The sequence below is a fragment of the Streptomyces sp. NPDC006610 genome (assembly GCF_040611575.1).
Lineage (GTDB): Bacteria > Actinomycetota > Actinomycetes > Streptomycetales > Streptomycetaceae > Streptomyces.
On sequence record NZ_JBEXOP010000016.1, the window covers coordinates 122,796 to 148,429 of the forward strand.

Here is a 25,634-nt window from a genome sequence, read left to right on the forward strand (position 1 = left end):
TCCTCTACCGCTGGTCCACGCCTGCCTGGAGCGAAGCATACGGCGGCGGCGGAGGCCGCCAGTCGGCGATCCCGTCGAAGCCCCGCAGGAACAGCGCGGGCCCGGCCTTGGACAGCACGGTGAGCAGGGTGTCGCGTGCGGCGACGGCTGCGCGGCTGCCGGCCATGTTCACGCGGGCGATCCGCACGGCCTTGCGGGCGATGCCCGTCGTGCGGGGCAGCCTAGCGGCGGTGTAGCCGGCGAGGTCGTCGGCCACGCTCGCCCCGCCGGTGCGCAGGGCCAGCACGACGGCGTCCTCGACGGCCTGGTTGCCGCCCTGCCCGAGGGTCGGCGGCATGGCGTGCGCGGCGTCGCCGAGCAGGGCGACCCGGCCCCGGTGGAAGGCGGGCAGCGGAGTGGCGATGTGATGCACGTCGTGGCGGAGCACGTCCCCGGGCCGGGCGGCGGCGAGCACGGCCGGGACGGGCTCATGCCAGTCGCCGAAACGGCGCAGCAGTTCGGCCCTCTCGTCGTCGGGGGCGCGATGTCCGGCCGGGGTCATGGCGGCGGCGTAGGCGTAGACGCGGCCGTCCTTGAGCGGGTGGGTGCCCCACATGCGGCCCCTGCCCCAGGTCTCGTGCGAGGAGAACCGCAGGCCGGGCAGCGGCAGCAGCAGACGCCAGGTGGTGAAGCCGGCGTACACGGGGCCGGGGTGGTCGGGGAAGAGGCGTCCTCGCACGGCGGAGCGGATGCCGTCGGCGCCGACCACCAGGTCGGCCTCCAGTTCGCCGTCGGGCGTGCTCACGCGCGCCGGCCGGCGCGCGTCCCCGGGGTCGGCGAGGCGGGCCTCGACGGCCGTGCGGACGGCGTCGGCGGGGAGGCGGGCGGCGAGCAGATCGACGAGCGTGGCGCGGTGCAGCAGCACCAGGGGGCCGCCGAACCGCTCGGCGGCGGCCCGGGTGTCGGCGCGGGAGAGCCAGCGGCCGTCGGGGGCGCGCAGTCCGCCGTCGCCCTGCGCCGCGGCGAGGTCGCGGATCTCGTCGCCGGCGCCGATGACGTCCAGGGCGCGAAGGGAGTTCGGGGCGAGGGAGATGGCGGAGCCGACGGGTTCGAGGGACGGGGCCCGTTCGAGGACGGTGACCCGCCAGCCGCGCCGGTGCAGGGCCGCCGCCGCGGTCAGGCCGCCGATTCCGGCGCCGATCACTACGGCTCTCGGCGTGTGTGCCATGACTCCTCCTCGGGGTGCACGGGGTGTCCCCATCGGCGCTCACTACAGATGTAGTGCGACCCTCGCCGCCGACTGTACTACAGGCGTAGTCGGGCGGGGTAGGTTGGACGCCATGCCCGAGCCCGCGCACGACGCCTCCCGCCCCGCGGGACCCCTTGGCACGCCGAGCACCACCGCCGTCCCAGCCGCCTCCCGCGCCGACCTGGTCGCCGACGCCGCCCTCGCCCTGCTCGCCGAGCGCGGGATGCGCGGGCTGACCCACCGGGCGGTCGACGAGGCGGCCGGGCTGCCCCAGGGGTCCACTTCGAACGTGGCCCGCACCCGCCGGGCGCTGCTGGAACTGGCGGTGCGCCGGCACGCCGACCGGGAGGCGCGGGTGCTCGGCATGGACGAGCTGCCGGACCCGGGAGACGGCTTGGACGCCCTGCTCGACGCCGTGGCACTGGCGCTGCACCGGACCCTGACCGACCACCGCGACCTGCTGGTCGCCCGCTACGAGCTCGCCCTGGAGGCGACCCGCCGCCCCGAGCTGCGCGCCGCCTACGACGCGGCGGGCGCCCGCTTCCGCGACCGGCTGCACGCCCTGGTCACCGCCCTCGGCTCGACCGCTGCAGACCGGCACGTCCTCTCGCTGGTCGCCTGGGCGGACGGGCTGATGTTCTCCTGCGCGGCCGGCTCCTTCAGCGCCGACGTGCCGAGCCGGGAGGAAGTGCGGGCGGGACTGAGGGAACTGCTGGACGGCATGCTGGGCAACTGATCTCCGGCCGCCCGCCCGGTGAACTCCTGGCCGCGCGGACCCGGTCCGGGAAGGATGGCCGCATGACGACCGAACGCCGTGAACCCGCCCGCAACGCCGACGAGCGCACGATGCTGGAGGGCTGGCTCGACTACCACCGACGGACCCTGGCGTGGAAGTGCGAGGGACTGACGGACGCTCAGCTCAGGACCGCGTCGGTGCCGCCGTCGGAACTGTCCCTGATGGGGCTGGTACGGCACATGGCCGAGGTGGAGCGGATCTGGTACCGCAAGGTGCTGGTGGGCGACGATCCCGGGCCGATCCACTTCTCCGAGCAGGACCCCGACGGCGAGTTCCACCTCACGGAGGCGGACACCTGGGCGGACGCACACGCCACCTGGCAGGCCGAGATCGAGGCCGCCCGGCTGAACGCCGCCGCCTTCGGCCTGGACGACCTCTCCCGGGGCCGCAGCCGCACCGGGGAGCCGTACAGCTTGCGCTGGATCCACACCCACATGATCGAGGAGTACGCGCGGCACAACGGTCACGCCGACCTCATCCGCGAGCGCCTCGACGGCGTCACCGGCGACTGACGTCATCCCCGGCACGCGGATCACCCGTACGAGGCAACCTGGGCCGGTGCTCCGTGCCCGGCGCGGGCCGAGGCAGCAGAGTTACGCGGGTGCACCGTACGACGACCACCGCAGCGCTTCTGGTCACCGTCGCCGCGTCCGCCCTCTCCGGCTGTGTGACGGTCCAACGCCCGCCCACGCCCGCCCGCACCCTGGCGCCGGGGCCGGACGAGCGGGTGAAGCCGCAGATCGTGCAGGCCCCGGCCCGGGAGGCCCTGGAACTGATCGGCCCCTCCGGGCCGCCCGGCCGGGCCGCGCCAGGGGCGGACCGGCCGGCCCCGGCGGCGCGGCCCTCGGCGGACGGAAAACCGCCCGCCGACGGGGAGCCGTCTCCGGCCCGGTCGCCGCGCACCGAATCGCGCCCGGACGACCGGCCGGCCCACCCGGAGCCGCAGCGCCCGCGGCGGCCGTCCGGCACCCGGGCCCCGGCCGCCTCCCAGCAGCCCCGCGAGGGCTCCGGCATCTGCGGTCTCGGCCGTACCTACGGCGGCTGGCACCCGGACAGCCCCCAGTCGACCATCTGCGACGGCGCCTACGGCCGTTGAGCCGGACGCCGGACCGCGCCCCGTCCGCCTCCGCCTGTTAGCGTCGTCGTCGGGACGTGCGGCAGCGGGCGGAGGCGGAGGACGCGGTGGCGGAGCAACAGGAGCAGGCGTCCGCGGACGCCGTGATGAGCCGGATCGGGCAGGTCGTCATGTTGCAGCACGCGGGCGACCGCGAGGAGGCCCGGCACCGCTACCTGCGACTGTGGGCGGAGATCGGCGAGGACGGCGACCCGCTGCACCGGTGCACCCTCGCGCACTACATGGCCGACGCCCAGGACGACCCGGCCGACGAACTGGCCTGGGACCTGCGGGCGCTGGCCGCGGCCGAGGAACTCACCGACGAACGCCTCGCCGAGCACGAGGGCGCGCTCGCGGTGCGCGCCCTGTACCCCTCCCTGCATCTCAACCTCGCCGCCGACTACGTCAAGCTGGGGCGCCGGGAGGCCGGCCGCGCCCATCTGCGCCGCGCCCGGGGCGCCGCCGACGCGCTCGGCGACGACGGCTACGGCAACGGCGTGCGGGCCGCCATCGGGCGGCTGGAGCTGCGGCTGGCGGACGGGGAGCCGGGGGAGGCCGACCCCTGGGGCCCGCCGCGGCAGCGCCCCTGAGCCGGCCCGGGGGGCGCCTCAGCCCAGGTTGGGGATGCGCCAGTCCACCGGCTCGTGGCCCTGCCGCGCGATGGCCTCGTTCATCTGCGTGAACGGGCGGGAGCCGAAGAACTTCTTCGCGGACAGCGGCGAGGGGTGCGCACCCTTGACCACCGCGTGCCGGCTCTCGTCGATCAGCGGGAGCTTCTTCTGCGCGTAGTTGCCCCACAGCACGAACACCGCCGGGTCGGGCCGCTCGGCGACCGCGCGGATCACCGCGTCGGTGAACTTCTCCCAGCCCTTGCCCTTGTGCGAGTTGGCCTCGCCGGCCCGGACCGTCAGCACCGCGTTGAGCAGCAGCACGCCCTGCCGGGCCCACGGCATCAGATAGCCGTTGTCCGGGATCGGCAGCCCCAGCTCCTCCTGCATCTCCTTGTAGATGTTGCGCAGCGAGGGCGGCGTCCTCACGCCGGGCCGCACCGAGAAGCACAGCCCGTGCCCCTGGCCCTCGCCGTGGTACGGGTCCTGGCCGAGGACGAGCACCTTCACCCGGTCGTACGGCGTGGCCTCCAGCGCGGCGAAGACCTCCTCGCGCGGCGGGTAGACGGGACCTCGCGCCCGCTCCTCCTCGACGAACTCCATCAGCTCCTTGAAGTAGGGCTTGTGCAGTTCGTCGCCCAGGACCCCGCGCCAGGACTCGGGCAGCACGGCGATGTCGGTCACGTCAACTTCCTTACGGTGTGCGGTCGCTTCCAGTCCCAGAACCTACCGGCGACCACTGACAATCACCGCCGCGCGCCCCTACCAGCTGGTCTTGCGGGACAGTTCCCACACCATCATGATCGTCGACGGGTCGAGCGAGCGTTCGCCGCCGGCGATGTCCACGTTGGCGGCGATGTACTGCTTGCCCTGCCACAGCGGCAGCAGCCGGGCGTCGTCGACGAGGATCTGCTGGGCCTCCTCGAAGTCCTCCTCCACCTGGCCGCGGTCGCTCTCCCGGCGGGACCGGGGCAGCAGCACGTCGGTGATCTGCTCGGCGGGGTACGGCGTGCCGAGCGCGTTCTTCTCGCCGACGAACGGCGCGATGTAGTTGTCGGCGTCCGGGAAGTCGGGGAACCAGCCGCGCCCGAACACCGGGTACTCGCCCTTCTGGTAGCCCTCGACGTACGTCTTCCAGGGGCGGCTCTTGAGCGTGATCTCGAACAGGCCGGAGGCCTCGAGCTGGCGCTTGAGCTCCTTGAACAGGACGGCCGTCTCGGAGCCGTAGCGGTCCGTGGTGTACCAGAGGGTGAGCGGGACGGGCTCGGTGATGCCGGCGTCGGTGAGGATCTCGCGGGCCTTGTCGGCGTTCGGGTCGCCGTAGGTGTCGAAGAAGCCCGTGGTGTGGCCGGTGAGGCCCTTGGGGACCATGGAGTACAGCGGGTCGACGGTGTTCTTGTAGATGTTGTGGGCGATCGTCGGGCGGTCGACGATCTGGGCGACGGCCTTGCGCACCGCCTCCTTGCCGGCCCACTCGTCCTTCGGGTTGAACACCAGGTAGCTGATGTCGGCGCCGGAGCCCTCGACCAGCTGCAGCGTGTCGTCGTCCTTGCGCTGCAGGGCGACGATGTCGTCGGCCGCGAGGCCTCGGTAGGTGACGTCGATCTCCTTGGCCCGCAGCGCCTTGACCATGGCGGCGGAGTCCTGGAAGTAGCGGATCGTCACCGCGTCGTTCTGGCGCTCGGCAGCGCCCTTGTAGTTGTCGTTGCGGGTGAGTTCGGCTTCCTTGCCCTCGTCGTACCCGGCGAGCGAGTAAGGGCCGGAGCCGGTCACCCCGCCGTCCTCGCGCAGCTTGTCGGCCGGGTAGTCGTCCGGGTCGACGATGGACATCGCCGGCGTGGCGAGCACGAGCGGGAAGGTCGCGTCGGGGTTCTTGAGGTGGAAGACCACCTCGCGGTCGCCGAGCGCCTGCACCCGGTCCAGGCTGCCCAGCAGGGCCGCGGGGCCGCTGTCGGCGTTGATGGCGAGGATCCGGTCGATCGAGTGCTTGACGGCCTTCGCGTCGAGCGTGCCGCCGTCGGAGAACTTCAGACCCTCGCGCAGCTCGCAGCGGTACGCGGTGTTGGCGCTGTTGGTGAACTCGCAGGTCTCCGCGGCGTCCGGCTGGGGCGTCGTCGAGCCCGTCGGGTAGCTCAGCAGCGTCTGGTAGATGTTGCGGAACAGCTCCCAGGAGCCGTCCCAGGAAGCCGCCGGATCCAGCGTGCTCGGGGCGCTCGTCGTCCCCACGACGATCGGGCCCCCCTCGGCCGAGTCACCGTCCGAAAACAGGCTGCAACCGGCCAGCAAGGATATGGAAGCGATCGCGGCCACTTGCCGCAGGCCTCGATTCCGGTTGAACACGCGCACGCTCCTCGATCTGCCATACCAAGGGTCGGCAGACACTATCGCAGCGCTCAGGCGGCGTGGACCGTCCGTGCACGACGTTCTTGATCACTTCGGCGATGACTACGTTGTCAGACCCCACTGAGCGGCACTTTTCCGGACAGGGGCGCCTGTTCCGTCAACAAAATCGCGTCACGACTTGTCGACATGGAGCCAGGCGCCCCTCTTGTCCGTGCCCGGGCATGCGCCCGTGCGTGCGGCCGTACCCGTGGTCCGTCAGGCGACGCCGGCGTTCAGGAAGATGCCGCCGTCCACGACGAGGGTCTGGCCGGTAATCCAGTCGGCCTGCTCCGAGGTGAGGAACGCGGCGGCGCCGCCGATGTCGGAGGGCACTCCCAGCCGGGCCAGCGGGTAGGCCGCGGCGGCCTCCGCCTCGCGGCCCTCGTACAGGGCCTCGGCGAACCTGGTCTTGACCACGGCCGGTGCGATCGCGTTGACCCGCACCCGCGGCGCGAACTCGTGCGCCAGCTGGACGGTCAGGTTGATCATCGCGGCTTTGCTGACGCCGTACGCGCCGATGAAGGGCGAGGGCGCGAGGCCCGCGACGGAGGCGATGTTGACGATCGCGCCGCCGTTGTCCTTCTGCCAGGCGTGCCAGGTCTTCTGGGCGAAGCCCAGCGCCGAGATCACGTTGGTCTCGAACACCTTGCGCGCGACGTCGAGGTCGAGGTCGGCGATGGGCCCGAACACCGGGTTGGTGCCGGCGTTGTTGACCAGGTAGTCGACCCGGCCGAAGGCCTCCATGGTGCGCTCGACGGCGACGGCCTGGTGGTCCAGGTCGTGCGCCTTGCCGGCCACGCCGATGGCCCGGTCGGCGCCGAGCCGCTCGACGGCCTCCTTGAGGGCGTCCTCGTTGCGGCCGGTGATGCAGACGCGGTCACCGCGCGCGATCAGCGCTTCGGCGACGCCGTAACCGATGCCGCGGCTGCCGCCGGTGACGAGCGCGGCCTTGCCGGAAAGTTCAGTCATGTCCCTGTTCCTCGGGGTTGCCTGGCTCGAACTAGTCGAGCGGTCCGCCGGCCACGTACAGCACCTGGCCGGAGACGAAGCCGGCCGCCTCGCCGGTGAAGAAGGCGATGGCGTTGGCGATGTCCTCGGGCTCGCCGACGCGCTGGACCGGGATCTGGGTGGCCGCGGCGGCCTTGAACTCCTCGAAGCCCATGCCGACCCGCTGGGCGGTCGCCGCCGTCATGTCGGTGGCGATGAAGCCCGGGGCGACGGCGTTGGCGGTGATGCCGAACTTGCCGAGCTCCTTGGCGAGGGTCTTGGTGAAGCCCTGCAGACCGGCCTTGGCGGCGGAGTAGTTGGCCTGGCCGCGGTTGCCGAGGGCGGAGGACGAGGAGAGGTTGACGATGCGACCGAAGCCGGCGTCCACCATGTGCTTCTGACAGGCCTTCGACATCAGGAAGCTGCCGCGCAGGTGCACGTTCATGACGGTGTCCCAGTCGGAGACGCTCATCTTGAACAGCAGGTTGTCGCGGAGGACGCCCGCGTTGTTGACGAGGATCGTCGGCGCGCCGAGTTCCTCCACGACACGGGCGACGGCCGCCTCGACCTGCGCCTCGTCGGAGACGTCGCAGCCGACGGCGACGGCCCTGCCGCCGGCCGCGGTGATCTTCTCGACGGTGTCCTTGCAGGCGGCCTCGTCGAGGTCGATCACGGCGACCGCGCGGCCCTCGGCCGCCAGGCGTACGGCCGTGGCGGCGCCGATGCCCCGCGCGGCGCCCGTCACGACTGCGACCCGCTGCTCAGTGGTGGACATTGCTGCTTCTCCTCGCCCTTGGGATGCGGCTTCAAAACGGCCGCCCATCGGTGAGCGACCGCTTAGTACCTTCAGCAGACGTGACGCTAGAAGCACTGGCACCCGGTGTCAACGGCACGCCCGGAGCGTGTGATCCATCACCCGTCCGGCGCATCGCGCGAGGACCCGTCCCGGGCACCCGATCGGCCTACGGCGGCGCGCGGCGTACGCCGGTCGGCCCATAGCGTCGAGGCGCGAGCCATCCGTGGCCGGAAAGGAGGCGCCCCATGCGCCGTCATACCGGTGCCCTCGGCACGCTGATCGCGATCGCCGCGATGCTGCCGTCGGCCGCCACAGCTCACGCCCAGGATCTGGACTGCGCCGACTTCACCTACCGGGAGGAGGCGCAGGCCGTGCTCGACAGCGACCCGTCCGATCCCAACCGCCTGGACGAGGACGACGGCCCGGACGACGGCGTCGCCTGCGAACGACTGCCCCGCCGCGGCGGCCCGGTCACCTCGTCGACCATGCGCCCGGCTCCCGCGGCCCCGACGCCGGCCGTCCCCAGCCCACCCGCCACCGTGTCCCCGAGCCTCGGCGTGGAAGGCGGCCTCGGTACGACGTCGTCCTCCGGCCCGACGGCCTGGGAAACGGCGATGGGCGTCACCTTCGCCACCACCGCCGCGCTGACGGCCGGCTACCTCATCAGGCGACGGCGCACCTGACGCGGCGCGCCGCGCCTCCCGGTGTCCCGCCGGAGGAACGCGGCTCGGACCGGCCGCCCCGGGCGCGGGGGAACTGCGCCACCGGTCCGCCTCCCGGCACCCGCACGACGATCAGCCTCTGCCGACACCCGGCCTCACCGCACCAGCAGCCCCAGCAGCCGTTCCACTTCACCCTCCGGATCGGCGGTGAGCCCCGTGTGCACCGGCCCCGGCTGGACCACCGTCGAGCGGGGCGCGATCAGCCAGCGGAAGCGGCGGCCCGCGTCGTCGCCCGCCGCCTGGCCCGCGCCGGCGCCCCCGCCGCACACGCCCTCGACGGCGCGCAGCGCGGCGCGCACGCCGGCCACGTCGGCGGCGGGGTCGAGGGCGAGCAGCCGCGCCTCGTCGAGGTGCGTGCGGGCGCCGACGTACGCCTTGGCACGGCAGTACACGAGCACCCCCGCGTTGATGCACTCGCCGCGCTCGACGCGGGGCACGACCCGCAGCAGCGCGTACTCGAAGACGTGCCGGTCGGTCACTTGTCCCCCCGGATGCGCTCGTGGACGACGGCCGCCCGGGCCAGCAGGGGCCGGGCGTAGGCCCGCCGCAGTTCGTCGGGCGTGCCGAACCCCGGCTCGTCGGTGAGCCAGACGTCGGGGATCTCGGCGGTGACCTCGGCGAGCAGGTCCTCGGTGACGAGCGGGGCGAGGTCGGCGGCTGCCGTGGCGACGTCCGGCGAGAACGGTCGCAGCGCGTGGTCGGAGGCGTCGTAGGGCCGGGCGGCCGAGGTCTCGGCGGAGGGCCAGTTGTGGTGCCAGATCATGGTGGCGCCGTGGTCGATCAGCCAGAGTTCGCCCTGCCACATCAGCAGGTTGGGGTTGCGCCAGGACCGGTCGACGTTGTTCACCAGCGCGTCGAACCAGACGATCCGCCCGGCCTCCTCGGGGCTCACCTCGAAGGCGAGCGGGTCGAAGCCGAGCGCGCCGGACAGGAAGTCCATGCCGAGGTTGGCGCCGCCGCTGGACTTCAGCAGTTCCTGCACCTCCGGGTCGGGTTCGCCGAGGCCCAGCACGGGGTCCAGCCGGACGGCCGCGAGCCCGGGGGCCCTGAAACCCAGCCTCCGGGCGAGTTCGCCGCAGACGACTTCGGCGACGAGGGTCTTGCGGCCCTGGCCCGCTCCGGTGAACTTGGTGACGTACGTCCCGAAGTCGTCGGCCTCGACGAGTCCCGGCAGCGAGCCTCCCTCACGCAGGGGCGTGATGTAGCGGGTCGCGATGACTTCCTTGAGCATCGCCCCAGGTTACTGGGGCGCGAACGGGTGAAGTTCCGCGCGGGCCCTGAACCGGTTCCGCGTCCGGGACGTACTGCTGAACGGATAGGACCGCCTCTCGAAGGGTAGGACCCCGCATGTCCAGCGAAATGTCCGGCGACGTGTCCGCCGAGAAGTCCGGTGAGATGTCCGGTGGCCGGTCCGGTGCGTCCGGCACGCACCCCGGTTCGGGCCCGGCCCGCCGCACCGTCCTCGCGGCGGCCGGCGCCGCGGGGCTGGCCGCCGCGCTCACCGCCTGCGGGTCGGACGACGACTCGTCCGACCCGGGCGGCGACTCGTCCGCCCCGGGCGGCGACTCGTCCGGCCCGGGCGGCGCCGTGCTCGGTTCGACGTCGGAGGTGCCCGAGGGCGGCGGCAAGGTGTTCGGGGACGTGGTGGTCACCCAGCCGACGGCCGGGGAGTTCAAGGCGTTCTCCTCGAAGTGCACCCATCAGGGCTGCGCGGTGCGGGACGTCAAGGACGGGGTGATCATCTGCCCGTGCCACGACAGCCGGTTCTCCGCGACGGACGGCAGCGTCCAGAAGGGCCCGGCGACCGAGCCGCTGGCCGCCGCCGGGATCACCGTGGACGGGGACCGGATCAAGCGGGCGTGAACCGGCTCCGGGGGGAAGGGCTTGCCGTGGCGGCCCGGGCGGGCGAGATTGGCCACCGTCGCGCGCCCGGGGAGGCGACCGCCTCCAAGGTGCGGACGCCGGGGGACGACACCGCCGTCGCGCGCCCGGGCGCACGCCCGCGACCTGCCACTGCCGACACTCCCGAGAGGAATCGCATGACCGTCACTCAGCGCCGGGGCCGCAAGATCATGATGACGCCCGGTGAGCTGGACGAGTTCCTCACGACCCAGCGCACCTGTCGGGTCGCCACGGTGTCGGCCGACGGCTCCCCGCACGTCAGCACGCTCTGGTTCGCCTGGGACGGCACGTCCCTGTGGCTGTACTCGGTCGTGCGCAGCAGGCGCTGGGCCGATCTGCGCCGCGATCCGCGGGTGGCCGTCGTGGTGGACACGGGCGAGGAGTACGGCGAGCTGCGCGGCGCGGAGCTGTCCGGGACCGTCGAGTTCGTGGGCGAGATTCCCCGCACCGGGGAGCCGTACGCCGAACTCGACGCGCCGGAGACGCTGTTCGCCCGCAAGAACTTCGGCCTGGAGGAGATGCCCCACGACGGGCGGCACGCCTGGCTGCGGCTGACGCCCACGAAGACGGTCTCCTGGGACTTCCGCAAGCTGGCGTCCCTGTAGCGCCGGTCCCTCGCCACAGCAGACCTAGGCTAGGCCGCGGCAGCCGCCCCCGCCCGCTCGCCCGCGACCCGCTCCCCCGCCGCCCGCAGGGCCCGCACCGCGGCCCGGATCGACGGACGTCGGTCCGCGTCGGCGCGCCAGACGACGTAGACGTGGCGGCGCACCCGCTGCCTGAGCGGCGCGGTGACGACCCCGGCGGGCACCGGCAGCCGGCCCAGCAGCGGGGCGATGCACACGCCGAGTCCGGCGGCGACCAGGCCGAGCTGGGTGTGGGTCTCGGCGGCGCGGTGGCCGACGATCGGCTCGATGCCCCGCGAGCGCAGCGTGAACATCAGCCACTCGTGACAGAACTCGCCCTCGCCCCAAGTGATCCACTCGTCCTGCGTGAACTCCCCGAGGTCGACCTCCTCGCGCCCGGCGAGCCGGTGCCCGGCCGGCATGGCGACGTCGGCGGGGTCGTCCAGGAGCGGCGCCTTGACCAGCCCGTCGGGCAGCGGCATCGGCTTGTTGTACCAGTCGAGGACGACGGCGAGGTCGAGGTCGCCGCGCACGACGCCCCGGATGCCGTTCTCCGGCTCCAGTTCGCAGGAGCGCAGGCGCAGCGCGGGATGCTCGGCGCGCAGTGCGGCCAGCGCCGTCGGGAACAGGCCGCGCGCGGCGGTCGGGAACGCCGACAGGCGCAGCTCCCCGGCGACCTGCCCGCGCTGTGCCTCCAGGTCGACCTGGGCCAGCTCCACCTGCGACAGGATGCGCGCGGCGTGCTCGGCGAGCAGCCGGCCCGCGTCGGTGAGCCGCACGCCCCGCCCGTGCTTGGCGAGCAGCTGCTGGCCGACCTCCCGCTCCAGCTTGGCCAGTTGCTGCGAGACCGCCGAGGTCGTGACGTGCAGTCCCTCGGCCGCGCCGCTCACCGATCCGTGCCGGGCGAGGGCGTCCAGGGTGCGCAGCCGCTCCAGGTTCAACATGTAAGTGATGCTACGAGATATGCGGCGCGAATTCTCGATTGTGCTACGAGATGCGGGCGTCGCATGGTGGTGCCCATGACCACCGTCACCGCCTCCGGAACCCGCCCCGACCGGCACCCCGTCCGGCGTCCCGGACGCCGCCTCCGCCGGTCCGCCGCCCGGCCCCGCCGGACCGTCGACTGGCGTCTGCGCTTCGCCGCCCTGTCGTTGATCTGGGGCTTCAGCTTCCTGCTCATCAAGGTCGGCACGGAGGGGTACGCCCCCTTCCAGGTGACCCTCGGGCGGCTGGTGTTCGGTACGGCGGTGCTCGCGGCGGCGATGGCGGTCAAGCGCGAGCGTCTCCCGCGCGGGGCGCGGAACTGGGCGCACCTGACGGTCGCGGCGTTCCTCCTCAACGCCCTGCCGTTCTCGCTGTTCGCCTACGCCGAGCTGACGATCCCGTCGACGCTGGCCGGCATCTGCAACGCGACCTCGCCGCTGTGGGGCATGGCCCTGTCGCTGGTCGCCCTCTCCGAGGACCGTCCGACCCGGGTCCGGGTGGCCGGTCTGGGGCTGGGCTTCCTCGGGGTGCTGACGGTGCTCGGAGCCTGGCAGGGCTTCACCGGCGTCGACCCGACGGGCACCGGGCTCGCGCTGCTGGCCTCGCTGAGCTACCCGGTCGGCTGGATCTACGTCCGCCGCACGCTGGCGGGCACGGGCGCGTCGAACCTGTCCCTGACGGGGACGCAGCTGCTGCTCGCCACCGTCCAGCTCGCGGTCGTCACGCCGCTGTTCACCAGCGCGCCGGCCCGTCCGGCGGTCGTTCCGCTGCTGGCGATCGCCGCTCTGGGAGCCCTGGGCACGGGACTGGCGGTGCTGCTGCAGTACGGCCTGGTGGCCGAGGTCGGGCCGACGACGGCGCAGATGGTCACCTACTTCATCCCCGTGATCGCCACCGCGGCGGGCGTCGCGGTCCTCGGGGAGTCCCTGACGTGGTCGACGCCGGTGGGCGCGGCGATCGTCCTGGCGGGCGCGGCGCTGACGCAGGTGCGGCCGAGGAGGGCCGGGGCGAGCTGACGCGACGGCTGTCGACGGCCTGGGTGAGCCGACGGGGAGGTGGGGGCGGCCGGGGAGCAGGCGGGAGGGTTGGGCGGGGCGCTGCGGGCGGCCGGGGAGCCGGCGCGGGCGGTCGCCGGCGGCCGGAGTGAGCTGACGCCGGGTCCGCGGACGGCCGGGGAGCCGGCGCGGGGCGCCGCCCCCGGCCCGGGCACCGCCCGCAGCGCCGAGCGGCGCCTCGCCCGACCCCGCGTCGAAACGCCCCACCGCGCCGACGTGGGCCGCCTGCGGTCGGCCGGGCGCGAGCGGTCGGCCCGCAGCGAACCCCCGGTCCACGGACGGCGGCGCCCGGCCAGCCCCGGTCCCGCCCGGGCGCCGGGCCGGCAGCGTGCGGCGACCCCCTCACCGCGTCGGATCGGCCCCTCCCGTCAGACCCACCTCCGCCCCGGCGCCGGCCCCACCGCCGCGGCGATCGCGTCCGCCAGCGCCGCCGCCTCCGACTCGGCCAGCGTCGAGACGGTGACCCGGATGCCCGGCGGGGCGCTCATCCGGAAGCGGGCGCCGGGGGCGACCGCCCAGCCGGCGTGCAGGAGGCGGGCGACGGCCCCGGTCTCGTCCGGGACCGGGATCCAGACGTTGAGGCCGCTGCGCCCGCGGGCGGCGATGCCGTGCCGGGCGAGCGCGCCGATCAGCGCGTCCCGTCGCCGCCCGTACGCCGCCGCCACCGCGGAGGGGTCCACCGCGCCGCCGGTCCACAGCCGCAGCACGGCCCGCTGGGTGAGGAGGCTGACCCAGCCGGGGCCCAGCCGCTGACGTCCGCGGACCCGGTCCAGGGTGACGTCGTCCCCGGTGAGCACCGCGAGCCGCAGGTCGGGGCCGTATGCCTTGGCCACCGAGCGGACGAAGGCCCAGTGGCGGGCGACACCGGCCAGCGGGTGCAGGGGCAGGTCGACGATCCCGTGCCCGTGGTCGTCCTCGATCACCAGGGTCGCCGGATGCCGGCGCAGCACGGAGCGCAGGGCACGCGCGCGGGGGGCGCTGACGGCGGCGCCGGTGGGGTTCTGGGCCCGGTCGGTGACGATGAGGGCGCGCGCTCCCGCCGTGAGGGCGCGCTCGACGTCGGCCGGGAGCGGTCCCTCGTCGTCGACGGCGACCGGGACGGTCCGCAGCCCCAGCGCGGGCACCAGGTCGAGCAGGCTGCCCCACCCCGGGTCCTCGACGGCGACGGCGTCCCCCGGCTTGAGGTGCGCGGCGAGGACGCGCTCGACGGCGTCCAGCGAGCCCGAGGTGACGGCGACCGGCCCGGGCGGCACTCCCCCGGCGTCGAGGTCGTCCCGCGCGGCACGGACCAGGCCGGGTTCGAGGGGATCGTCGCCGTAGAGCACGGGCGTCCGGTCGCCCTGCTCGGCCGCCGCCGCGAACGCCTCCCTCAGCGACGGCAGCAGCACCGGGTCGGGGTTGCCGGCGGCCAGGTCGCGCACGCCCTCCGGCACCTCCACCCGGATCTGCTCGCGCCCGGTCGTGGCCGGCTTGGGCCGCACCCTGCTGCCCCGCCGGCCGTCCGTCTCGATGACCCCGCGCTCGCGCAGGACTCGATAGGCGGCGGCGACGGTGTTGGGATTCACGCCCAGCTGCGCCGCCAACTCCCTCATGGGCGGCAGCAATTGGCCCGGTCGCAGCGCCCCGGACCCCACCCCGCGCTCCACGCTCGCGGAAATCTCCGCGGCGCCCCGGCCCTCGATCCGATAATCTCCTAGCACAAACACAAGTATGCACTAGTGCAATGGAGAGTGCCATGCAGGGGTCCGAGCAGACGCCGTCGCAGTCCACCGCCTACACGCCGACCGAGCGCACGGTCCCCACCCGCTCCCCCGGCCGAGCCGCGTACGACAGGGAACTGGTGCACGCGATACTCGACGAGGGCTGCGTCTGCCACCTCGGCTTCGTCCGGGACGGCGCCCCCGTCGTCCTGCCGACGCTGTACGGCCGGATCGGCGAGCGGCTCTATGTGCACGGATCGACGGGCTCGCGCCCGCTGCGCATGGCGGGGCAGGCCGCCGGTCCGGGGCTGCCGGTGTGCCTGACGGTCACCCATGTCGACGCGCTGATCCTGGCCCGCTCGGCGTTCCACCACTCCATGAACTACCGCTCGGTGGTGGTGCACGGCGTCGCCCACGACGTCACGGACCCCGAGGAGAAGCGCGAGGCCCTGGACGCGCTGGTCGAGCAGGTGGTCCCGGGCCGGTCGAAGGACTCCCGGCCCGGGAACAGGAAGGAACTGGCCGCCACGGCGGTGATCCGGCTGGACCTCGACCAGGTCTCCGCGAAGCTCCGCACCGGCGGCGTCAACGACGAGCCCGAGGACCTGGCCCTGCCCCACTGGGCCGGCGTGGTCCCCCTCCGCAAGGGCTACGGAACCCCGCTCCCGGACCCGGAGCTGGCCGCCGGGACCGGGCTCCCCGGCTACCTCGCGGACCTCACCTCGGCGTGACCCGCCGGCCCGGTCACCTCGCGGACCTCACCTCCGTGCGACCCGCTCACGCAGCCGGCTCACGGCCCGCGTGCGTCCCCTCCGCCCGGAGGACGATCCCCTCGCCTCGGCCGTCGCCGGCCCGGTGACCGAGGCGAGCAGGAGCAGCGTGCCGGCCAGCGTGGCCGCGTCGAGCCGTTCACCGAGCAGGGCGACGGCGAGGACGGCCGCGCTGACCGGTTCCAACAGCATGATCAGCGACACGGTGGCGGACCGTACGACGGCCGCGCCCGCGAAGTAGAGGGCGTACGCGAGCGCCGTCGGCACGGCCGCGATGTACGCCAGGAGCCACAGCAGCCGCAGCGGCTCGGCGGTGTGCGGGACCAGGCCCTCGGCCAGCGCGAACGGCAGCAGGCACAGGCTCGTCACCGCGAACGCCCACACGGTCGTCGCGGAGGCGTCCGCACCGCCGTCGCGGCCCCAGTAGCGGGTCAGCAGGGTCATCGCCGAGTATCCGCCCGCCGACAGCAGCGCGAGCACCACGCCCGAGGGCCGTACGGCCGTCTCTCCGCCGCCGAGGACGAGCAGCGCGAGCCCGGCGAGCGCCCCGGCGACGGCCGTGAGCCCGGCGCGGCCGAGCCGCTCGCCCATGGTGAGCCGGGCGCCGAGCGCGATGAGCACCGGACCGGCGCCGAGGGTGACGACGGTCGCGACGGCCAGGCCGGTGGCCGAGACCGCGGCGAAGTAGGCCGTCTGGAACACGGCGAGCCCGAGCCCGGTGGCGCCGACGCGCAGCGCCCTGCGGGCGAACGGCTCGGGGCGGGCGACGGCCCGGGGGCGGGAGCGCGGTCGCAGCAGGCGTGCGGCGGCCAGCAGCGCGAGGCCCGCGGCACAGCGCCAGAAGGACAGGGCGACGGCGCCCATGTCGCTGGTCCGGTAGACCAGGGAGGCGGCGGCGCCCGCGGTGCCCCAGGCGGCGCCGGCGACGATCAGATACAGCAGGCCTCGCCCGACGGGCAGGCCGGAGACAGCGTGGGACGGTGTGGACACGGTGTTCTCTCCGCAGACGCGCAACGGGGTGCGCGGAAGTTCGGTGGTGGACCGCCGTCGGCGCGGGGTCCTCGGACTTCGTCCGCGGGCAGCACGGTCACGCCCCGGCGCGGTGCGCGGGGCGCTGATTTCCCGGGGCCCGCCTTCAGGCGGCCGGGGGCGGGAGAACGCGTGCGTCCGAATGCATGATCGTCACCCTAGGCCGAGGTTCCCCGCGCGGACAACTCCGTTTCGGCCCCGCCTCCGGCGACCGGGTCCGCTGCGGGCTTGGCCGGCGTGGACGACTGGGCGATGAAGGCGCCCGCCAGCACCACCGCGCCTCCGACGAGCTGCGGCGCGGACAGGCGCTCGCCGAGCAGCACCCACGCCAGCACGGTCGCCACGACCGCCTCCAGGCACGCCACCACGCCCGCGACCTGCGGGGAGAGCCGGCGTACGGCCAGCACGCCGGTGATGTAGGCGACGACGGTCGCCACCAGCACGATCCAGCCCAGCAGCACAGCGGCCGGGACCGTGGCCCCGTCCATGTCCGCTCCGCCCGCGAGCACCGACCAGTCCATGCCCCAGGGACGGGCGACCAGGGTGAGCACGGCCGCGCCGACGAGGAGTCCGTAGGCGATGACGCCGAGCGGGTCGGGGGCGTCGTCGCCCGAGTCGCCGCCCTGGTCGGCCAGGACGAAGTAGCCGACCTGGCAGCAGGCGGCCCCGAGCGCCAGCAGCAGCCCGAGGGCGTCGAAGCCGAGTCCGGCCCACACCTCGACGACGCAGGCGAGTCCCCCGACCGCGAGGACGACGCCGAGCGCGGCGGCACGGGTGACGGGCCGCCGCTGCACGAACCGCACCCAGCCCAGCACCAGGGCGGGCGCGAGGTACTCGACGAGCAGCGCGACGCCGACCGGGATGCGGGAGATCGCGGCGAAGTAGCAGGCCTGCACGCCGGCGACGGCGAGCAGGCCGAAACCGGCGAGCAGCGCGGGGCGGCTGCGCACCAGGGCGCGGTGGCGCACGGCGAGCGGCAGCATCACCAGGGCCGCCCCGGCCACCCTCAGCCACACGACGTGCAGCGGGTCGAGGCCCGCTTCGATCAGCGGCTTGGCCGCGACTCCGGATCCGCCGAAGGCGACCGCCGACCCGACGGCGAGCCCGAGCCCGACGCCCCTGCCGCGGCTGCCCCGGCTGCTGACTGACGTATGCACCGGCACATGATGACAGGCGACGACATGACCGTCACCCCATATGGCACCTGTCTCACGCGCCGGACCGCCGTGCACGCTCAGCACTCCGGCGGACGCGCTCAGTACTCCGGCAGGTCGTCGAGCCGCCCGGACCGGCCCTCTCCCGCGGCCGGCAGGCTCTCGATCAGCGTCAGCAGCTCGGCCGCGTCCCATCCGGCCCGGGCGAGCACCTCGACGGCCCGCGCCCGCGGCTCGGCGACGATCACGGCGAGCAGGTCCACCCCGCCGGCCCGCTCCTCCCCACGTCGCGCCGCCCGCTCCCAGGCGCGGCCGAGCGCCGCGGCGGCCAGCGGCGAGTACCCCTCGCCCTCCTGCCCGCCGCCCAGGGCCGGTGCCGCGCCGGAGTCCTCGACGCTGCTCTGCCAGCGCAGTCCGTAGCCGATGCTGCGCTGCACGAGATAGCCGAGGAGCCGGGCGAGCCGGGGCCCGGCGTCGAAGAGGGCGCGCACATCGGCGTCGTACTCGAGGAGGGAGTGCAGCAGATGCGCGGTGTCGATCTGCCGGTCCCCGTCGCGCAGGGCCCGTCTGCGGGCACCGGCGACCACCGCCGCCAGCTCGGCGCTGAGCCAGGCGTCCGTGACCGGTCCGGGGAGCCCCGGGTCACGGGGCGACTGCCGGGGAATTCGGGATTGCACACCTTCACCCCATCAGTCTCTTCGGCGCCGGTCATCCCCGGCCAGAAGCATCTTCGGGTCCCGCAGAAAGCGGACATCCCCGCCCGCATCTCCTCCTTGGGGATGAGATCAGGCCACAGTGGCGCGCACAGCGCGCGCCGCCTTGCCATGCGCCCCCCGAAGCGCAACCTTCGCGCGCGTCCAGTCGTCCCACACCGACATGGAGTGCAAGTGCTGGCTGGTGGCGCTGCCGGCCGTGGACGGCATGCAGTACGTCTACCGCGTCCACGCCCCGGAGGACGCCCTGCCCGCCGACCTGTTCTGGGACGCATGGCACTGCCACGACGAGGGTCCGTTCCCGCGCGCGTGGGACGTGTTCGACGCGGCGGTGATCCGCCGGGTGGGCTGAACCGCCCGGCGGATCACACCGTCACCCGACCCCGGACCCCCCGACGCCTGGCCGCGGACCACCCCGACGCGCGTGGGGCCGATGCCCGTCAGTCCTCGTCGGCGAGGATGAGGTACAGCTTCTTGCGGGCGTCGTTGATGACGCCGAGCGCCTTCTCGCGCTGTTCCTTGCTGCCGGTCTTCCAGACCTGCCCGAAGGCCTCCATCAGCCCGAAGCCGGCCTGCCGGATCTCGCCGAGCGCCTCCCAGTCGACGCCGCGGGACGCCTCCTCCCAGGGCGCGTCGGGGCCTTCCTCGGCCGCCGCGCGGCCCGCCTCGGTGAGGGAGAAGAGCTTCTTGCCGCCTTCGCTCTCACTGACGATCAGGCCCTCGTCCTCCAGCAACTGGAGGGTGGGGTAGACCGAGCCGGGGCTGGGCTTCCATGCGCCGCCGCTGCGCTCGGCGATCTCCTGGATCATCTCGTAGCCGTGCATCGGCCGGTCCGTCAGCAGGGCGAGGATCGACGCCCGCACGTCACCGCGCCGCGCCCGCCCCCGTGGCCCGCCGCGCCCTCGCCCGCCCCAGGGTCCGGGCCCGAAACCCGGACCGAAACCGGGCCCGAACCCGCGCTCGCCCGGCCCGAAGGGCCCGAAGGCGGCCCGCCGCCCGTCGAAGCCGCCCCGCCCCGTCCGACCGGCGCCACCGTGTCCATGGCCGCGCTCGTATCCGTGGGTGCGCATCGCCATCACTCCATTCATTCACTGATCTAACGCGATGCCTCAACGATATATCGGAACCTGTCGTCCGGCAAGAGTGCCCGAACGTCGCCGCCCCTCCGGATCCACGACCCGGGCCACGGCCGGGAAAGGGCCGGACGGGAAGAACGAGGGCAAAGCCGGGCGAGCCCGCCGGGTCGGCCCCGCCGGGCGTACGCCTCCGACGCGCCGGAAAACCGGTCCACCACTCCCCGATTGGCCTTGGCCCGCCCCTTCGCGCACCCTCTAGCGTCCTGGCCATGCGGATTCGAATCGTCGACGCCTTCACCGACCGCCCCTTCGCCGGCAACCCGGCCGGGGTCCTGCTCCTCGACGCCTTCCCGGACGACGGCTGGCTCCAGCGCGTGGCCATGGAGGTCAACCACGCCGAGACGGCCTTCGCCCACCCGCTCCCCGAGGGCGACGAGGCGGACTGGGCGCTGCGCTGGTTCACGCCCGCCACCGAGGTCGCGCTGTGCGGGCACGCCACGCTCGCCACGGCCCACGTCCTGCACACCACCGGCGCCCACACCGGTCCCGTCCGCTTCGCCACGCGCAGCGGCGTCCTGACCGCCACGCCCGACGCCGACGGCATGATCACCCTGGACTTCCCGACCGCCCCGCTCACTGCGGTCGACATCCCCGACGGCGTCGCCGAGGCCCTCGGCGCACAGCCGCTCGCCGCCCTCGACACCGGCCCGAACGTGGGCGACCTGCTGATCGAGCTGGCCGACGAGAAGACGGTCCACGCGCTGCGCCCCGACCACCGTGCCCTCGGCGCCCACTCGGCGCGCGGCGTCATCGCCACCGCCCGTGCCGAGGACCGGGCCCGGGGGTACGACTACGTCTCCCGCTGCTTCTTCCCGAACGTCGGCATCGACGAGGACCCCGTCACCGGCAGCGCCCACACCGCCCTGGCCCCGTACTGGTCCGAGCGCATCGGCACACCCGAGCTGACCGGTCTGCAGGCGTCCCCGCGCTCCGGCCTGGTCCGCACGCGACTGCGCGGCGCCCGCACCCTGCTGAGCGGCCGCGCGGTCACCGTCATCGAGGGCGAACTGCTCGCGCGGCCCTGACGCGGTGTCCGCGGACCCGCGTCACGCCGTGGGCAGCCAGGACACCTTCCCGGCCAGCAGCGCGTACCCGACGAACGCGCCGATGTCGAGCAGCGAGTGGGCGACCACCAGCGGCCCGACGCGCCCCCAGCGCCGGTAGAGGTGGACGAAGACCACCCCCATGACCATGTTGCCGATGAAGCCGCCGATGCCCTGGTACAGGTGGTACGAGCCGCGCAGCACCGAACTGGCGGCCATCGACCGGAGGGGGCTCCAGCCCAGCTGGTCGAGGCGGCGCAGCAGATAGCCGACGACGACGACCTCTTCGACGACCGAGTTCTGCAGGGCCGACAGGATCAGCACCGGGTACTTCCACCACACGTCGGGCAGGTCTTCGGGGACGACGGTGAGGTTGAAACCGAGGCCGCGGGCGGCCAGGTAGAAGGCGATGCCGGTGCTGCCGATCACCGCGGCGATCACGGCTCCGCGGCCGAGGTCGGGCCAGGGGCGCGTGCGGTCGAAGCCGAGCGTGCGCAGGCTGCGCCCCTCGCGCAGCAGCAGGTGGGCGACGAGGACGACGGGCACCAGCGAACTGGCGATGCCGAAGAGCTGCCAGGCGAGGTCGAGCCAGGGTCTGCCGGGCGCGGCCGAGGAGTTGAGGGTGGCGGCCTGGTCCTTGAGGCCACCGGGCCTGGTGACCGACCCGACGAAGCTGATCAGCGCCGAGACGCCGCTGGCGCCGAGTGACAGCGCGAGTACGACCAGCGTCTCGTCCCGCAGCATCCGCCGCGACGGCCGCTCCGGCGTCGTCCCGGTCCCGCCCTCCGCGCCCGCCTCTGCCCGCACCCCTGCCTCCCGTCGTGTGGCCCCGTACCGAAGAGAGTACGAAGATCGCACACGACAGCCTCGCAGACGACCGCCGATCCCCTGGGCCGCCCCCGGCCCGCCCGCACCGCCGACCGCGCGGAGACCCGCCCTCCGCGCGGCCGATCCGCCTCACGCCGCCCGCGCGGCCTCCGGCATGCCCACCGGCCAGGTGTGCACCGGGTCCCCGAGATGCATCAGCTCGGCATAGCGCCGGGTCGTCGCGGCCAGCGCGGCGTCCCGCGACAGACCGCCCTCCAACGCCTTGTGGAACGTCGCCGTCTGCCACGACGCCCCGTTCACCCGTCGCCGGCAGCGCTCCTCGATGATCCCCAGATACAGATCCCGGTCGGCCCGCTCGACTCCCCACGCGTCCAGCCCGGCCTCGGCGAGCGGCAGCAGTTCGTCGCGCACGAGGGTCACCGCGTCCACCTCGCCCGTGCCCCCGTACCGTCCGCGCCGGGGCCAGGTGAAGCGGGCGTCGATGCCGTGCCGGCACGCGGCGTCGAAGTTGGCGGCGGCCGCCTCGAACGGCAGCTTGGTCCACACCGGCCGCGATTCCTCGGCGAGCGCGCGGACGAGGCCGTAGTAGAAGGCCGCGTTGGCGAGCACGTCCACGACCGTGGGGCCGGCGGGCAGGACGCGGTTCTCCACGCGCAGGTGCGGAACCCCGTCCACCAGCCCGTAGACCGGCCGGTTCCAGCGGTAGACGGTGCCGTTGTGCAGGACCAGCTCGGCGAGTTTGGGCACGTCGCCGGCGTCGAGGACCGCCAGCGGGTCCTCGTCGTCGCAGATGGGCAGCAGGGCGGGGAAGTAGCGCAGGTTCTCCTCGAAGAGGTCGTACGCCGACGAGATCCAGCGCTCCCCGAACCAGGTGCGCGGGCGCACGCCCTGCGCCTGAAGCTCCGGCGGGCGGGTGTCCGTGGACTGCTGGAACAGCGGCGGCCGGGACTCGCGCCACAGCTCGCGGCCGAAGAGGAAGGGTGAGTTGGCGCCCACGGCTATTTGCGCGGCGCTGGCCGCCTCGGCCGCGTTCCACACGTCCGCGAAGCGCCCCGGTGTCACTTGCAGGTGCAATTGCACGGACGTACAGGCGGCTTCCGGCGCTATCGACCGCGACGTGCACCTGAGATGCTCGACACCGTCGATGTCGAGCGTGAAGTCCTCGCCGCGAGCGGCCACGATCTGGTCGTTGAGAAGCGTGTAACGGTCGACGTCGGAAAGGTTGGAGGAGACCAGGTCGTCGCGGTCGAGGGTCGGCAGAATGCCGATCATCACGATTCCCGCGTCGACCTCGCCCGCTTTCCGGTGGGCATATGCCAGTGACGTACGGAGTTCCTCGGCGAGCCGGTCGAATACCCGCCCGCCGAGCCGGTGCGGAGCGATGTTGACTTCCAGGTTGAACATGGCGAGTTCTGTTTGGAAATCGCGGCTTGCGATCTTTTCCAGCACCTGCGCATTGAGCATTCGCGGCGAGCCGTCCCGACCGGCGAGATTCAGTTCGATCTCCAGTCCCATGAGGTTCCTGGGGCGCTCGAACCGCTCCTCGTCCAGCAAGCGCCGCAGCCCCTCCAGGCACTGCTGGAGCTTGGCGCGGTAGCGCTGGCGATCGGACAGGTCGAACGCGCCTGCCACGACCTTCTCCCCCATCGAAGTTCCCTCCTCGGTGGGCGGGCCGAAGATCGGCCGCCGGTGTCCGGGTCAGGATGGATGATGCCCAGGCCAAGCGATCCATAACGTCCCCGGCGAAGGCCCGCAACCGCTAGTGTGGTCACTCGGAACGACCGTGACCGGAGGCACATTCCCCTGGCAAGGCGCAGTATGCGGTTCCGGTACCGGCGACCTCGTGAAAAACGCCGACGAGAATTGGCCGACCGCGGCCGGAGCGATGCCCGAGGTCAGCGCCGGGCCGAGCCTCCCGGAATCGGGAGGATTTCCCGCGTATCGCCTGCTTCCGGCAGGCCGAATGAACCCTTGCGCGAGTGCCCCGAATCGACTAGCCGAAACACCGTCTGAACATTTGCCGTATAAACTCCGCTCAAGGCAGAAGGTTGGCGCCCGCCGTCGGGGGAAACCTGCCGTCGAGATGGCGTACGGCAGCCGGCACCCCATACCTCTCGTTCCACAGGCCCCGGCCCCCGCCTCACTGCCCCCGTGTGCTGACAGTGCTGTCCGCCCCGCCCCCCCCTCGCGCCGCCTTGCCTGTCGAATGAGAGGCGACCCACCATGCCGCTGCACGTTCCCCCGGCCCCCGCGCCCGCAGTCCGTTCCGTCCTCACGGCCCTCGGTTCCCCCACCGCGGTCCACGAGGCCCGAACGCCCGCCCTGCGCAGCGCCCAGGGGCCCACCACGCCCGAACTCCCGCTCCCGGTCCACGTACTCGAGCGGATCACCCCCCAAGGCGCCCCCGTCACCCGGCTCGCCGGCTGGCGCTTCCTCGTCCACTGCGACGGCCACGCGATCGCCGCCGCGGAGACCATGCTGACCCCGGACGGGTGGGCGTTCTCGCACTTCTTCGAGGGCCCCTACGTCACCTCCACCGAACGCGCCCTGCGCCAGGCGGAGACGCTCACGCAGCCGTACCAGCCGCGACTGCTGTCCGTGCCGGGCCTTTACATGCTCACCCTCTGGCTGCACGGCGACACCGACTCGGACGGAGCCGACGGCGACCCCGCGGCGACCGACCTGCTGGTGCCGCTGGCGCCCGCGCCGCCCGGCATCGCGGCCCACCGGCCGCACCGGGTCGCCGATCTGCTGCCGGTGCTCACCCATCGCGTGGCCCCGGCACCGCCCCTGCTCGGCTCCCCGGCCCCGGCCTGAGCCCTCCCGCACCCCGCGCCGGTCACCGGCACCGCGCCCGCCCGTACCCCGTCACCGGAGCCGTCCTGAGGCGGGGTACGGCCCGTGCGGACCAGAACCTGGTCCGCACGGGCCATCCGGAACCACCCGAAGTGACGGTGCCGTTGAGATGAACCGCCCGCGCGGGTGACGCGTCCTGAACCAGTGAAGAGCGGTGCAGCCAAATGCCTGCGGAACGACGCCCGTGGGGCAACACTGGGACCGACCGACTTATCACAACGGGGGGCGGCCATGAACGACGCTTCACGCCGCGAGACAGACAGGTCCGACTCGTCGGACACGCCGACGATCCCACACGACAGCACGACAGAGCGAAAGATCCCTTCCATGTGCCAGCACCAGCCGCCGTGCCCGACCGCAGACTCCGCCGACCGGGAATCCGCCCGCCTCGTGGCGCACCACCCGGAGCAGGGCTGGAGCCTGCTGTGCAACGGCGTCCTCCTCTTCGAGGACACCGGTGAGCTCCTGCCGGACGGCCGGGTCATCGCCCCGCACCGCACACTGGACGGCCGCCACATCGTGACCGCCGCCTGAGGAGCTCACGAACGACGCACCGGGGCCGGACCGCGGAGCAGCATCCGCGCACCGGCCCCTTCGCATGTCCGCGCCGCCTTTATCGTGACCCCCATGCACTCCTACACGATCGGCCGGGCCGCACGGCTGCTCGGCGTGAGCCCCGACACCGCGCGCCGCTGGGCGGACGCGGGCAGGATGGCGACCCACCGCGACGACACCGGACGCCGCCTCATCGACGGACGGGACCTCGCCGCGTTCTCCGTCGAACTCGCCAAGGCCGGCGGTGGCGACGAGGAGACGTCGTACACCTCCGCCCGCAACGCCTTCCCCGGCATCGTCACCGCCATCAAGCTCGGCGACGTCGCCGCCCAGGTGGAGATCCAGGCCGGCCCGCACCGTCTGGTGTCCCTGCTGACGCGCGAGGCCGTCGAGGAGCTGGGCCTGGAGGTGGGGATGGAGGCGACGGCCCGGGTGAAGTCGACAAACGTTCATATCGACCGTGCCTGACGCCTGAGATCGACACCCGCACCGGCACCGCTCCGGGCCCCTGCACCGGCGGTCACCCGGCCTTGCGATCGCACATGCGCTGCGACCACACCGTCTCCCCCAGCGCGTGCCAACCAATATGCGCTTCAGCCTGGCATCTGCGTCTGTATGATCCCCGTATGAAGAGAGCGCGTGCCCTCTTCCCG

29 protein-coding genes are annotated in these 25,634 nt (G+C 73.6%); 14 read left to right on the forward strand and 15 right to left on the reverse strand.

Annotation, left to right across the window (positions count from 1 at the left end; translation table 11 throughout):
* Positions 1-4 precede the first annotated feature (4 nt).
* On the reverse strand, positions 5-1,207 hold the full coding sequence (locus ABZY13_RS15905; RefSeq protein WP_356630946.1) for an FAD-dependent oxidoreductase: 1,203 nt from the start codon (positions 1,205-1,207) through the stop codon (positions 5-7).
* A 112-nt stretch (positions 1,208-1,319) separates the two neighbouring features.
* Here ABZY13_RS15905 and ABZY13_RS15910 point away from each other — a divergent pair, with 112 nt between their 5' ends.
* The 4 genes from ABZY13_RS15910 (at position 1,320) to ABZY13_RS15925 (ending at position 3,728) form a co-directional block, all read left to right on the forward strand.
* Positions 1,320-1,964: a TetR/AcrR family transcriptional regulator gene (locus ABZY13_RS15910; RefSeq protein WP_356630948.1), complete on the forward strand. Its 645-nt coding sequence runs from the start codon at positions 1,320-1,322 to the stop codon at positions 1,962-1,964.
* Positions 1,965-2,026: 62 nt separating this feature from the next.
* Positions 2,027-2,536, forward strand: coding sequence for a DinB family protein (locus ABZY13_RS15915; RefSeq protein WP_356630950.1), 510 nt, complete (start codon positions 2,027-2,029; stop codon positions 2,534-2,536).
* An 89-nt stretch (positions 2,537-2,625) separates the two neighbouring features.
* Entirely contained in the window at positions 2,626-3,120 is a 495-nt protein-coding gene (locus ABZY13_RS15920; protein ID WP_356630952.1) for a hypothetical protein, read from the forward strand.
* A gap of 86 nt (positions 3,121-3,206) precedes the next feature.
* A complete protein-coding gene (locus tag ABZY13_RS15925; protein WP_356630954.1) occupies positions 3,207-3,728 on the forward strand; it encodes a hypothetical protein in 522 nt (173 codons plus the stop codon).
* A gap of 18 nt (positions 3,729-3,746) precedes the next feature.
* Here the strand turns inward: ABZY13_RS15925 and ABZY13_RS15930 are convergent, their stop codons facing one another.
* The 4 genes from ABZY13_RS15930 to fabG all read right to left on the reverse strand — a co-directional run bounded on the left by ABZY13_RS15930 (position 3,747) and on the right by fabG (position 7,890).
* A complete protein-coding gene (locus ABZY13_RS15930; protein ID WP_356630956.1) occupies positions 3,747-4,430 on the reverse strand; it encodes a uracil-DNA glycosylase in 684 nt (227 codons plus the stop codon).
* A 78-nt stretch (positions 4,431-4,508) separates the two neighbouring features.
* Positions 4,509-6,086 (reverse strand): ABC transporter substrate-binding protein, encoded by a 1,578-nt coding sequence (locus ABZY13_RS15935; RefSeq protein WP_356630958.1) that lies wholly within the window; start codon positions 6,084-6,086, stop codon positions 4,509-4,511.
* Positions 6,087-6,344: 258 nt separating this feature from the next.
* Positions 6,345-7,097: an SDR family oxidoreductase gene (locus ABZY13_RS15940; protein ID WP_356630960.1), complete on the reverse strand. Its 753-nt coding sequence runs from the start codon at positions 7,095-7,097 to the stop codon at positions 6,345-6,347.
* Between the two features lie 31 nt (positions 7,098-7,128).
* Positions 7,129-7,890 carry a 3-oxoacyl-ACP reductase FabG gene (gene fabG / locus ABZY13_RS15945; protein WP_356630962.1) on the reverse strand — a complete coding sequence of 254 codons (762 nt, stop codon included), beginning with the start codon at positions 7,888-7,890 and terminating at the stop codon, positions 7,129-7,131.
* 266 nt (positions 7,891-8,156) lie between these two features.
* On the opposite strand from fabG, the gene ABZY13_RS15950 reads away from it, so the two are divergent.
* Complete coding sequence (locus ABZY13_RS15950) at positions 8,157-8,594, forward strand: excalibur calcium-binding protein (protein WP_356630964.1); 438 nt, start codon at positions 8,157-8,159, stop codon at positions 8,592-8,594.
* 134 nt (positions 8,595-8,728) lie between these two features.
* Here ABZY13_RS15950 and ABZY13_RS15955 read toward each other — a convergent pair whose 3' ends face one another.
* Together ABZY13_RS15955 and ABZY13_RS15960 are read right to left on the reverse strand one after the other, a co-directional pair.
* Entirely contained in the window at positions 8,729-9,112 is a 384-nt protein-coding gene (locus ABZY13_RS15955) for a DUF3037 domain-containing protein (protein ID WP_356630966.1), read from the reverse strand.
* Positions 9,109-9,864 (reverse strand): HipA family kinase, encoded by a 756-nt coding sequence (locus ABZY13_RS15960; protein WP_356630968.1) that lies wholly within the window; start codon positions 9,862-9,864, stop codon positions 9,109-9,111. Before ABZY13_RS15960 ends, ABZY13_RS15955 begins: the two co-directional genes overlap by 4 nt.
* 164 nt (positions 9,865-10,028) lie before the next feature.
* Here ABZY13_RS15960 and ABZY13_RS15965 point away from each other — a divergent pair, with 164 nt between their 5' ends.
* Together ABZY13_RS15965 and ABZY13_RS15970 are read left to right on the forward strand one after the other, a co-directional pair.
* A complete protein-coding gene (locus ABZY13_RS15965; protein WP_356631038.1) occupies positions 10,029-10,496 on the forward strand; it encodes a Rieske (2Fe-2S) protein in 468 nt (155 codons plus the stop codon).
* A gap of 176 nt (positions 10,497-10,672) precedes the next feature.
* Entirely contained in the window at positions 10,673-11,140 is a 468-nt protein-coding gene (locus ABZY13_RS15970; RefSeq protein ID WP_356630970.1) for a pyridoxamine 5'-phosphate oxidase family protein, read from the forward strand.
* Positions 11,141-11,169: 29 nt separating this feature from the next.
* Here the strand turns inward: ABZY13_RS15970 and ABZY13_RS15975 are convergent, their stop codons facing one another.
* A complete protein-coding gene (locus tag ABZY13_RS15975) occupies positions 11,170-12,102 on the reverse strand; it encodes a LysR family transcriptional regulator (RefSeq protein ID WP_356630972.1) in 933 nt (310 codons plus the stop codon).
* Positions 12,103-12,177: 75 nt separating this feature from the next.
* Between ABZY13_RS15975 and ABZY13_RS15980 the strand changes: the two genes are divergently transcribed.
* On the forward strand, positions 12,178-13,158 hold the full coding sequence (locus ABZY13_RS15980; RefSeq protein ID WP_356630974.1) for a DMT family transporter: 981 nt from the start codon (positions 12,178-12,180) through the stop codon (positions 13,156-13,158).
* A 407-nt stretch (positions 13,159-13,565) separates the two neighbouring features.
* Here the strand turns inward: ABZY13_RS15980 and ABZY13_RS15985 are convergent, their stop codons facing one another.
* Positions 13,566-14,897, reverse strand: a complete 1,332-nt coding sequence (locus tag ABZY13_RS15985) for an aminotransferase class I/II-fold pyridoxal phosphate-dependent enzyme (RefSeq protein WP_356630976.1) — start codon at positions 14,895-14,897, stop codon at positions 13,566-13,568.
* Between the two features lie 35 nt (positions 14,898-14,932).
* Here ABZY13_RS15985 and ABZY13_RS15990 point away from each other — a divergent pair, with 35 nt between their 5' ends.
* A complete protein-coding gene (locus tag ABZY13_RS15990; protein WP_356630978.1) occupies positions 14,933-15,628 on the forward strand; it encodes a pyridoxamine 5'-phosphate oxidase family protein in 696 nt (231 codons plus the stop codon).
* 27 nt (positions 15,629-15,655) lie between these two features.
* Here ABZY13_RS15990 and ABZY13_RS15995 read toward each other — a convergent pair whose 3' ends face one another.
* The 3 genes from ABZY13_RS15995 to ABZY13_RS16005 all read right to left on the reverse strand — a co-directional run bounded on the left by ABZY13_RS15995 (position 15,656) and on the right by ABZY13_RS16005 (position 18,527).
* Complete coding sequence (locus ABZY13_RS15995; protein WP_356630980.1) at positions 15,656-16,657, reverse strand: EamA family transporter; 1,002 nt, start codon at positions 16,655-16,657, stop codon at positions 15,656-15,658.
* Between the two features lie 197 nt (positions 16,658-16,854).
* Positions 16,855-17,859, reverse strand: coding sequence for an EamA family transporter (locus ABZY13_RS16000; RefSeq protein WP_356630982.1), 1,005 nt, complete (start codon positions 17,857-17,859; stop codon positions 16,855-16,857).
* Between the two features lie 92 nt (positions 17,860-17,951).
* A complete protein-coding gene (locus ABZY13_RS16005) occupies positions 17,952-18,527 on the reverse strand; it encodes a Clp protease N-terminal domain-containing protein (RefSeq protein WP_356630984.1) in 576 nt (191 codons plus the stop codon).
* Positions 18,528-18,726: 199 nt separating this feature from the next.
* On the opposite strand from ABZY13_RS16005, the gene ABZY13_RS16010 reads away from it, so the two are divergent.
* A complete protein-coding gene (locus tag ABZY13_RS16010; RefSeq protein ID WP_356630986.1) occupies positions 18,727-18,915 on the forward strand; it encodes a hypothetical protein in 189 nt (62 codons plus the stop codon).
* Between the two features lie 88 nt (positions 18,916-19,003).
* On the opposite strand, the gene ABZY13_RS16015 is transcribed toward ABZY13_RS16010, so the two are convergent.
* On the reverse strand, positions 19,004-19,633 hold the full coding sequence (locus ABZY13_RS16015; RefSeq protein ID WP_356630988.1) for a PadR family transcriptional regulator: 630 nt from the start codon (positions 19,631-19,633) through the stop codon (positions 19,004-19,006).
* 275 nt (positions 19,634-19,908) lie between these two features.
* Here ABZY13_RS16015 and ABZY13_RS16020 point away from each other — a divergent pair, with 275 nt between their 5' ends.
* Positions 19,909-20,724, forward strand: a complete 816-nt coding sequence (locus ABZY13_RS16020; RefSeq protein WP_356630990.1) for a PhzF family phenazine biosynthesis protein — start codon at positions 19,909-19,911, stop codon at positions 20,722-20,724.
* Between the two features lie 21 nt (positions 20,725-20,745).
* Here the strand turns inward: ABZY13_RS16020 and ABZY13_RS16025 are convergent, their stop codons facing one another.
* Both ABZY13_RS16025 and ABZY13_RS16030 read right to left on the reverse strand, forming a co-directional pair.
* Positions 20,746-21,486, reverse strand: a complete 741-nt coding sequence (locus tag ABZY13_RS16025; RefSeq protein WP_356631040.1) for a CPBP family intramembrane glutamic endopeptidase — start codon at positions 21,484-21,486, stop codon at positions 20,746-20,748.
* Between the two features lie 213 nt (positions 21,487-21,699).
* Positions 21,700-23,217, reverse strand: a complete 1,518-nt coding sequence (locus tag ABZY13_RS16030; protein ID WP_356630992.1) for a glutamate--cysteine ligase — start codon at positions 23,215-23,217, stop codon at positions 21,700-21,702.
* 576 nt (positions 23,218-23,793) lie between these two features.
* Here ABZY13_RS16030 and ABZY13_RS16035 point away from each other — a divergent pair.
* The 3 genes from ABZY13_RS16035 to ABZY13_RS16045 all read left to right on the forward strand — a co-directional run bounded on the left by ABZY13_RS16035 (position 23,794) and on the right by ABZY13_RS16045 (position 25,449).
* Complete coding sequence (locus ABZY13_RS16035; RefSeq protein WP_356630994.1) at positions 23,794-24,387, forward strand: hypothetical protein; 594 nt, start codon at positions 23,794-23,796, stop codon at positions 24,385-24,387.
* Positions 24,388-24,753: 366 nt separating this feature from the next.
* On the forward strand, positions 24,754-24,960 hold the full coding sequence (locus ABZY13_RS16040) for a DUF5999 family protein (protein ID WP_356630996.1): 207 nt from the start codon (positions 24,754-24,756) through the stop codon (positions 24,958-24,960).
* 93 nt (positions 24,961-25,053) lie between these two features.
* On the forward strand, positions 25,054-25,449 hold the full coding sequence (locus tag ABZY13_RS16045; protein ID WP_356630998.1) for a helix-turn-helix transcriptional regulator: 396 nt from the start codon (positions 25,054-25,056) through the stop codon (positions 25,447-25,449).
* Positions 25,450-25,634: the final 185 nt, after the last annotated feature.

Bases quoted from the DNA above. Each gene is read 5' to 3' on its own strand.
- ABZY13_RS15905 (WP_356630946.1), bottom strand. From the start codon at position 1,207: ATGGCACACACGCCGAGAGCCGTAGTGATCGGCGCCGGAATCGGCGGC.
- ABZY13_RS15910 (WP_356630948.1), top strand. From the start codon at position 1,320: ATGCCCGAGCCCGCGCACGACGCCTCCCGCCCCGCGGGACCCCTTGGC.
- ABZY13_RS15915 (WP_356630950.1), top strand. From the start codon at position 2,027: ATGACGACCGAACGCCGTGAACCCGCCCGCAACGCCGACGAGCGCACG.
- ABZY13_RS15940 (WP_356630960.1), bottom strand. From the start codon at position 7,097: ATGACTGAACTTTCCGGCAAGGCCGCGCTCGTCACCGGCGGCAGCCGC.
- fabG (WP_356630962.1), bottom strand. From the start codon at position 7,890: ATGTCCACCACTGAGCAGCGGGTCGCAGTCGTGACGGGCGCCGCGCGG.
- ABZY13_RS15950 (WP_356630964.1), top strand. From the start codon at position 8,157: ATGCGCCGTCATACCGGTGCCCTCGGCACGCTGATCGCGATCGCCGCG.
- ABZY13_RS15960 (WP_356630968.1), bottom strand. From the start codon at position 9,864: ATGCTCAAGGAAGTCATCGCGACCCGCTACATCACGCCCCTGCGTGAG.
- ABZY13_RS15965 (WP_356631038.1), top strand. From the start codon at position 10,029: ATGTCCGGTGGCCGGTCCGGTGCGTCCGGCACGCACCCCGGTTCGGGC.
- ABZY13_RS15970 (WP_356630970.1), top strand. From the start codon at position 10,673: ATGACCGTCACTCAGCGCCGGGGCCGCAAGATCATGATGACGCCCGGT.
- ABZY13_RS15975 (WP_356630972.1), bottom strand. From the start codon at position 12,102: ATGTTGAACCTGGAGCGGCTGCGCACCCTGGACGCCCTCGCCCGGCAC.
- ABZY13_RS15980 (WP_356630974.1), top strand. From the start codon at position 12,178: ATGACCACCGTCACCGCCTCCGGAACCCGCCCCGACCGGCACCCCGTC.
- ABZY13_RS15990 (WP_356630978.1), top strand. From the start codon at position 14,933: ATGCAGGGGTCCGAGCAGACGCCGTCGCAGTCCACCGCCTACACGCCG.
- ABZY13_RS16010 (WP_356630986.1), top strand. From the start codon at position 18,727: ATGGAGTGCAAGTGCTGGCTGGTGGCGCTGCCGGCCGTGGACGGCATG.
- ABZY13_RS16015 (WP_356630988.1), bottom strand. From the start codon at position 19,633: ATGCGCACCCACGGATACGAGCGCGGCCATGGACACGGTGGCGCCGGT.
- ABZY13_RS16020 (WP_356630990.1), top strand. From the start codon at position 19,909: ATGCGGATTCGAATCGTCGACGCCTTCACCGACCGCCCCTTCGCCGGC.
- ABZY13_RS16025 (WP_356631040.1), bottom strand. From the start codon at position 21,486: ATGCTGCGGGACGAGACGCTGGTCGTACTCGCGCTGTCACTCGGCGCC.
- ABZY13_RS16030 (WP_356630992.1), bottom strand. From the start codon at position 23,217: ATGGGGGAGAAGGTCGTGGCAGGCGCGTTCGACCTGTCCGATCGCCAG.
- ABZY13_RS16035 (WP_356630994.1), top strand. From the start codon at position 23,794: ATGCCGCTGCACGTTCCCCCGGCCCCCGCGCCCGCAGTCCGTTCCGTC.
- ABZY13_RS16040 (WP_356630996.1), top strand. From the start codon at position 24,754: ATGTGCCAGCACCAGCCGCCGTGCCCGACCGCAGACTCCGCCGACCGG.
- ABZY13_RS16045 (WP_356630998.1), top strand. From the start codon at position 25,054: ATGCACTCCTACACGATCGGCCGGGCCGCACGGCTGCTCGGCGTGAGC.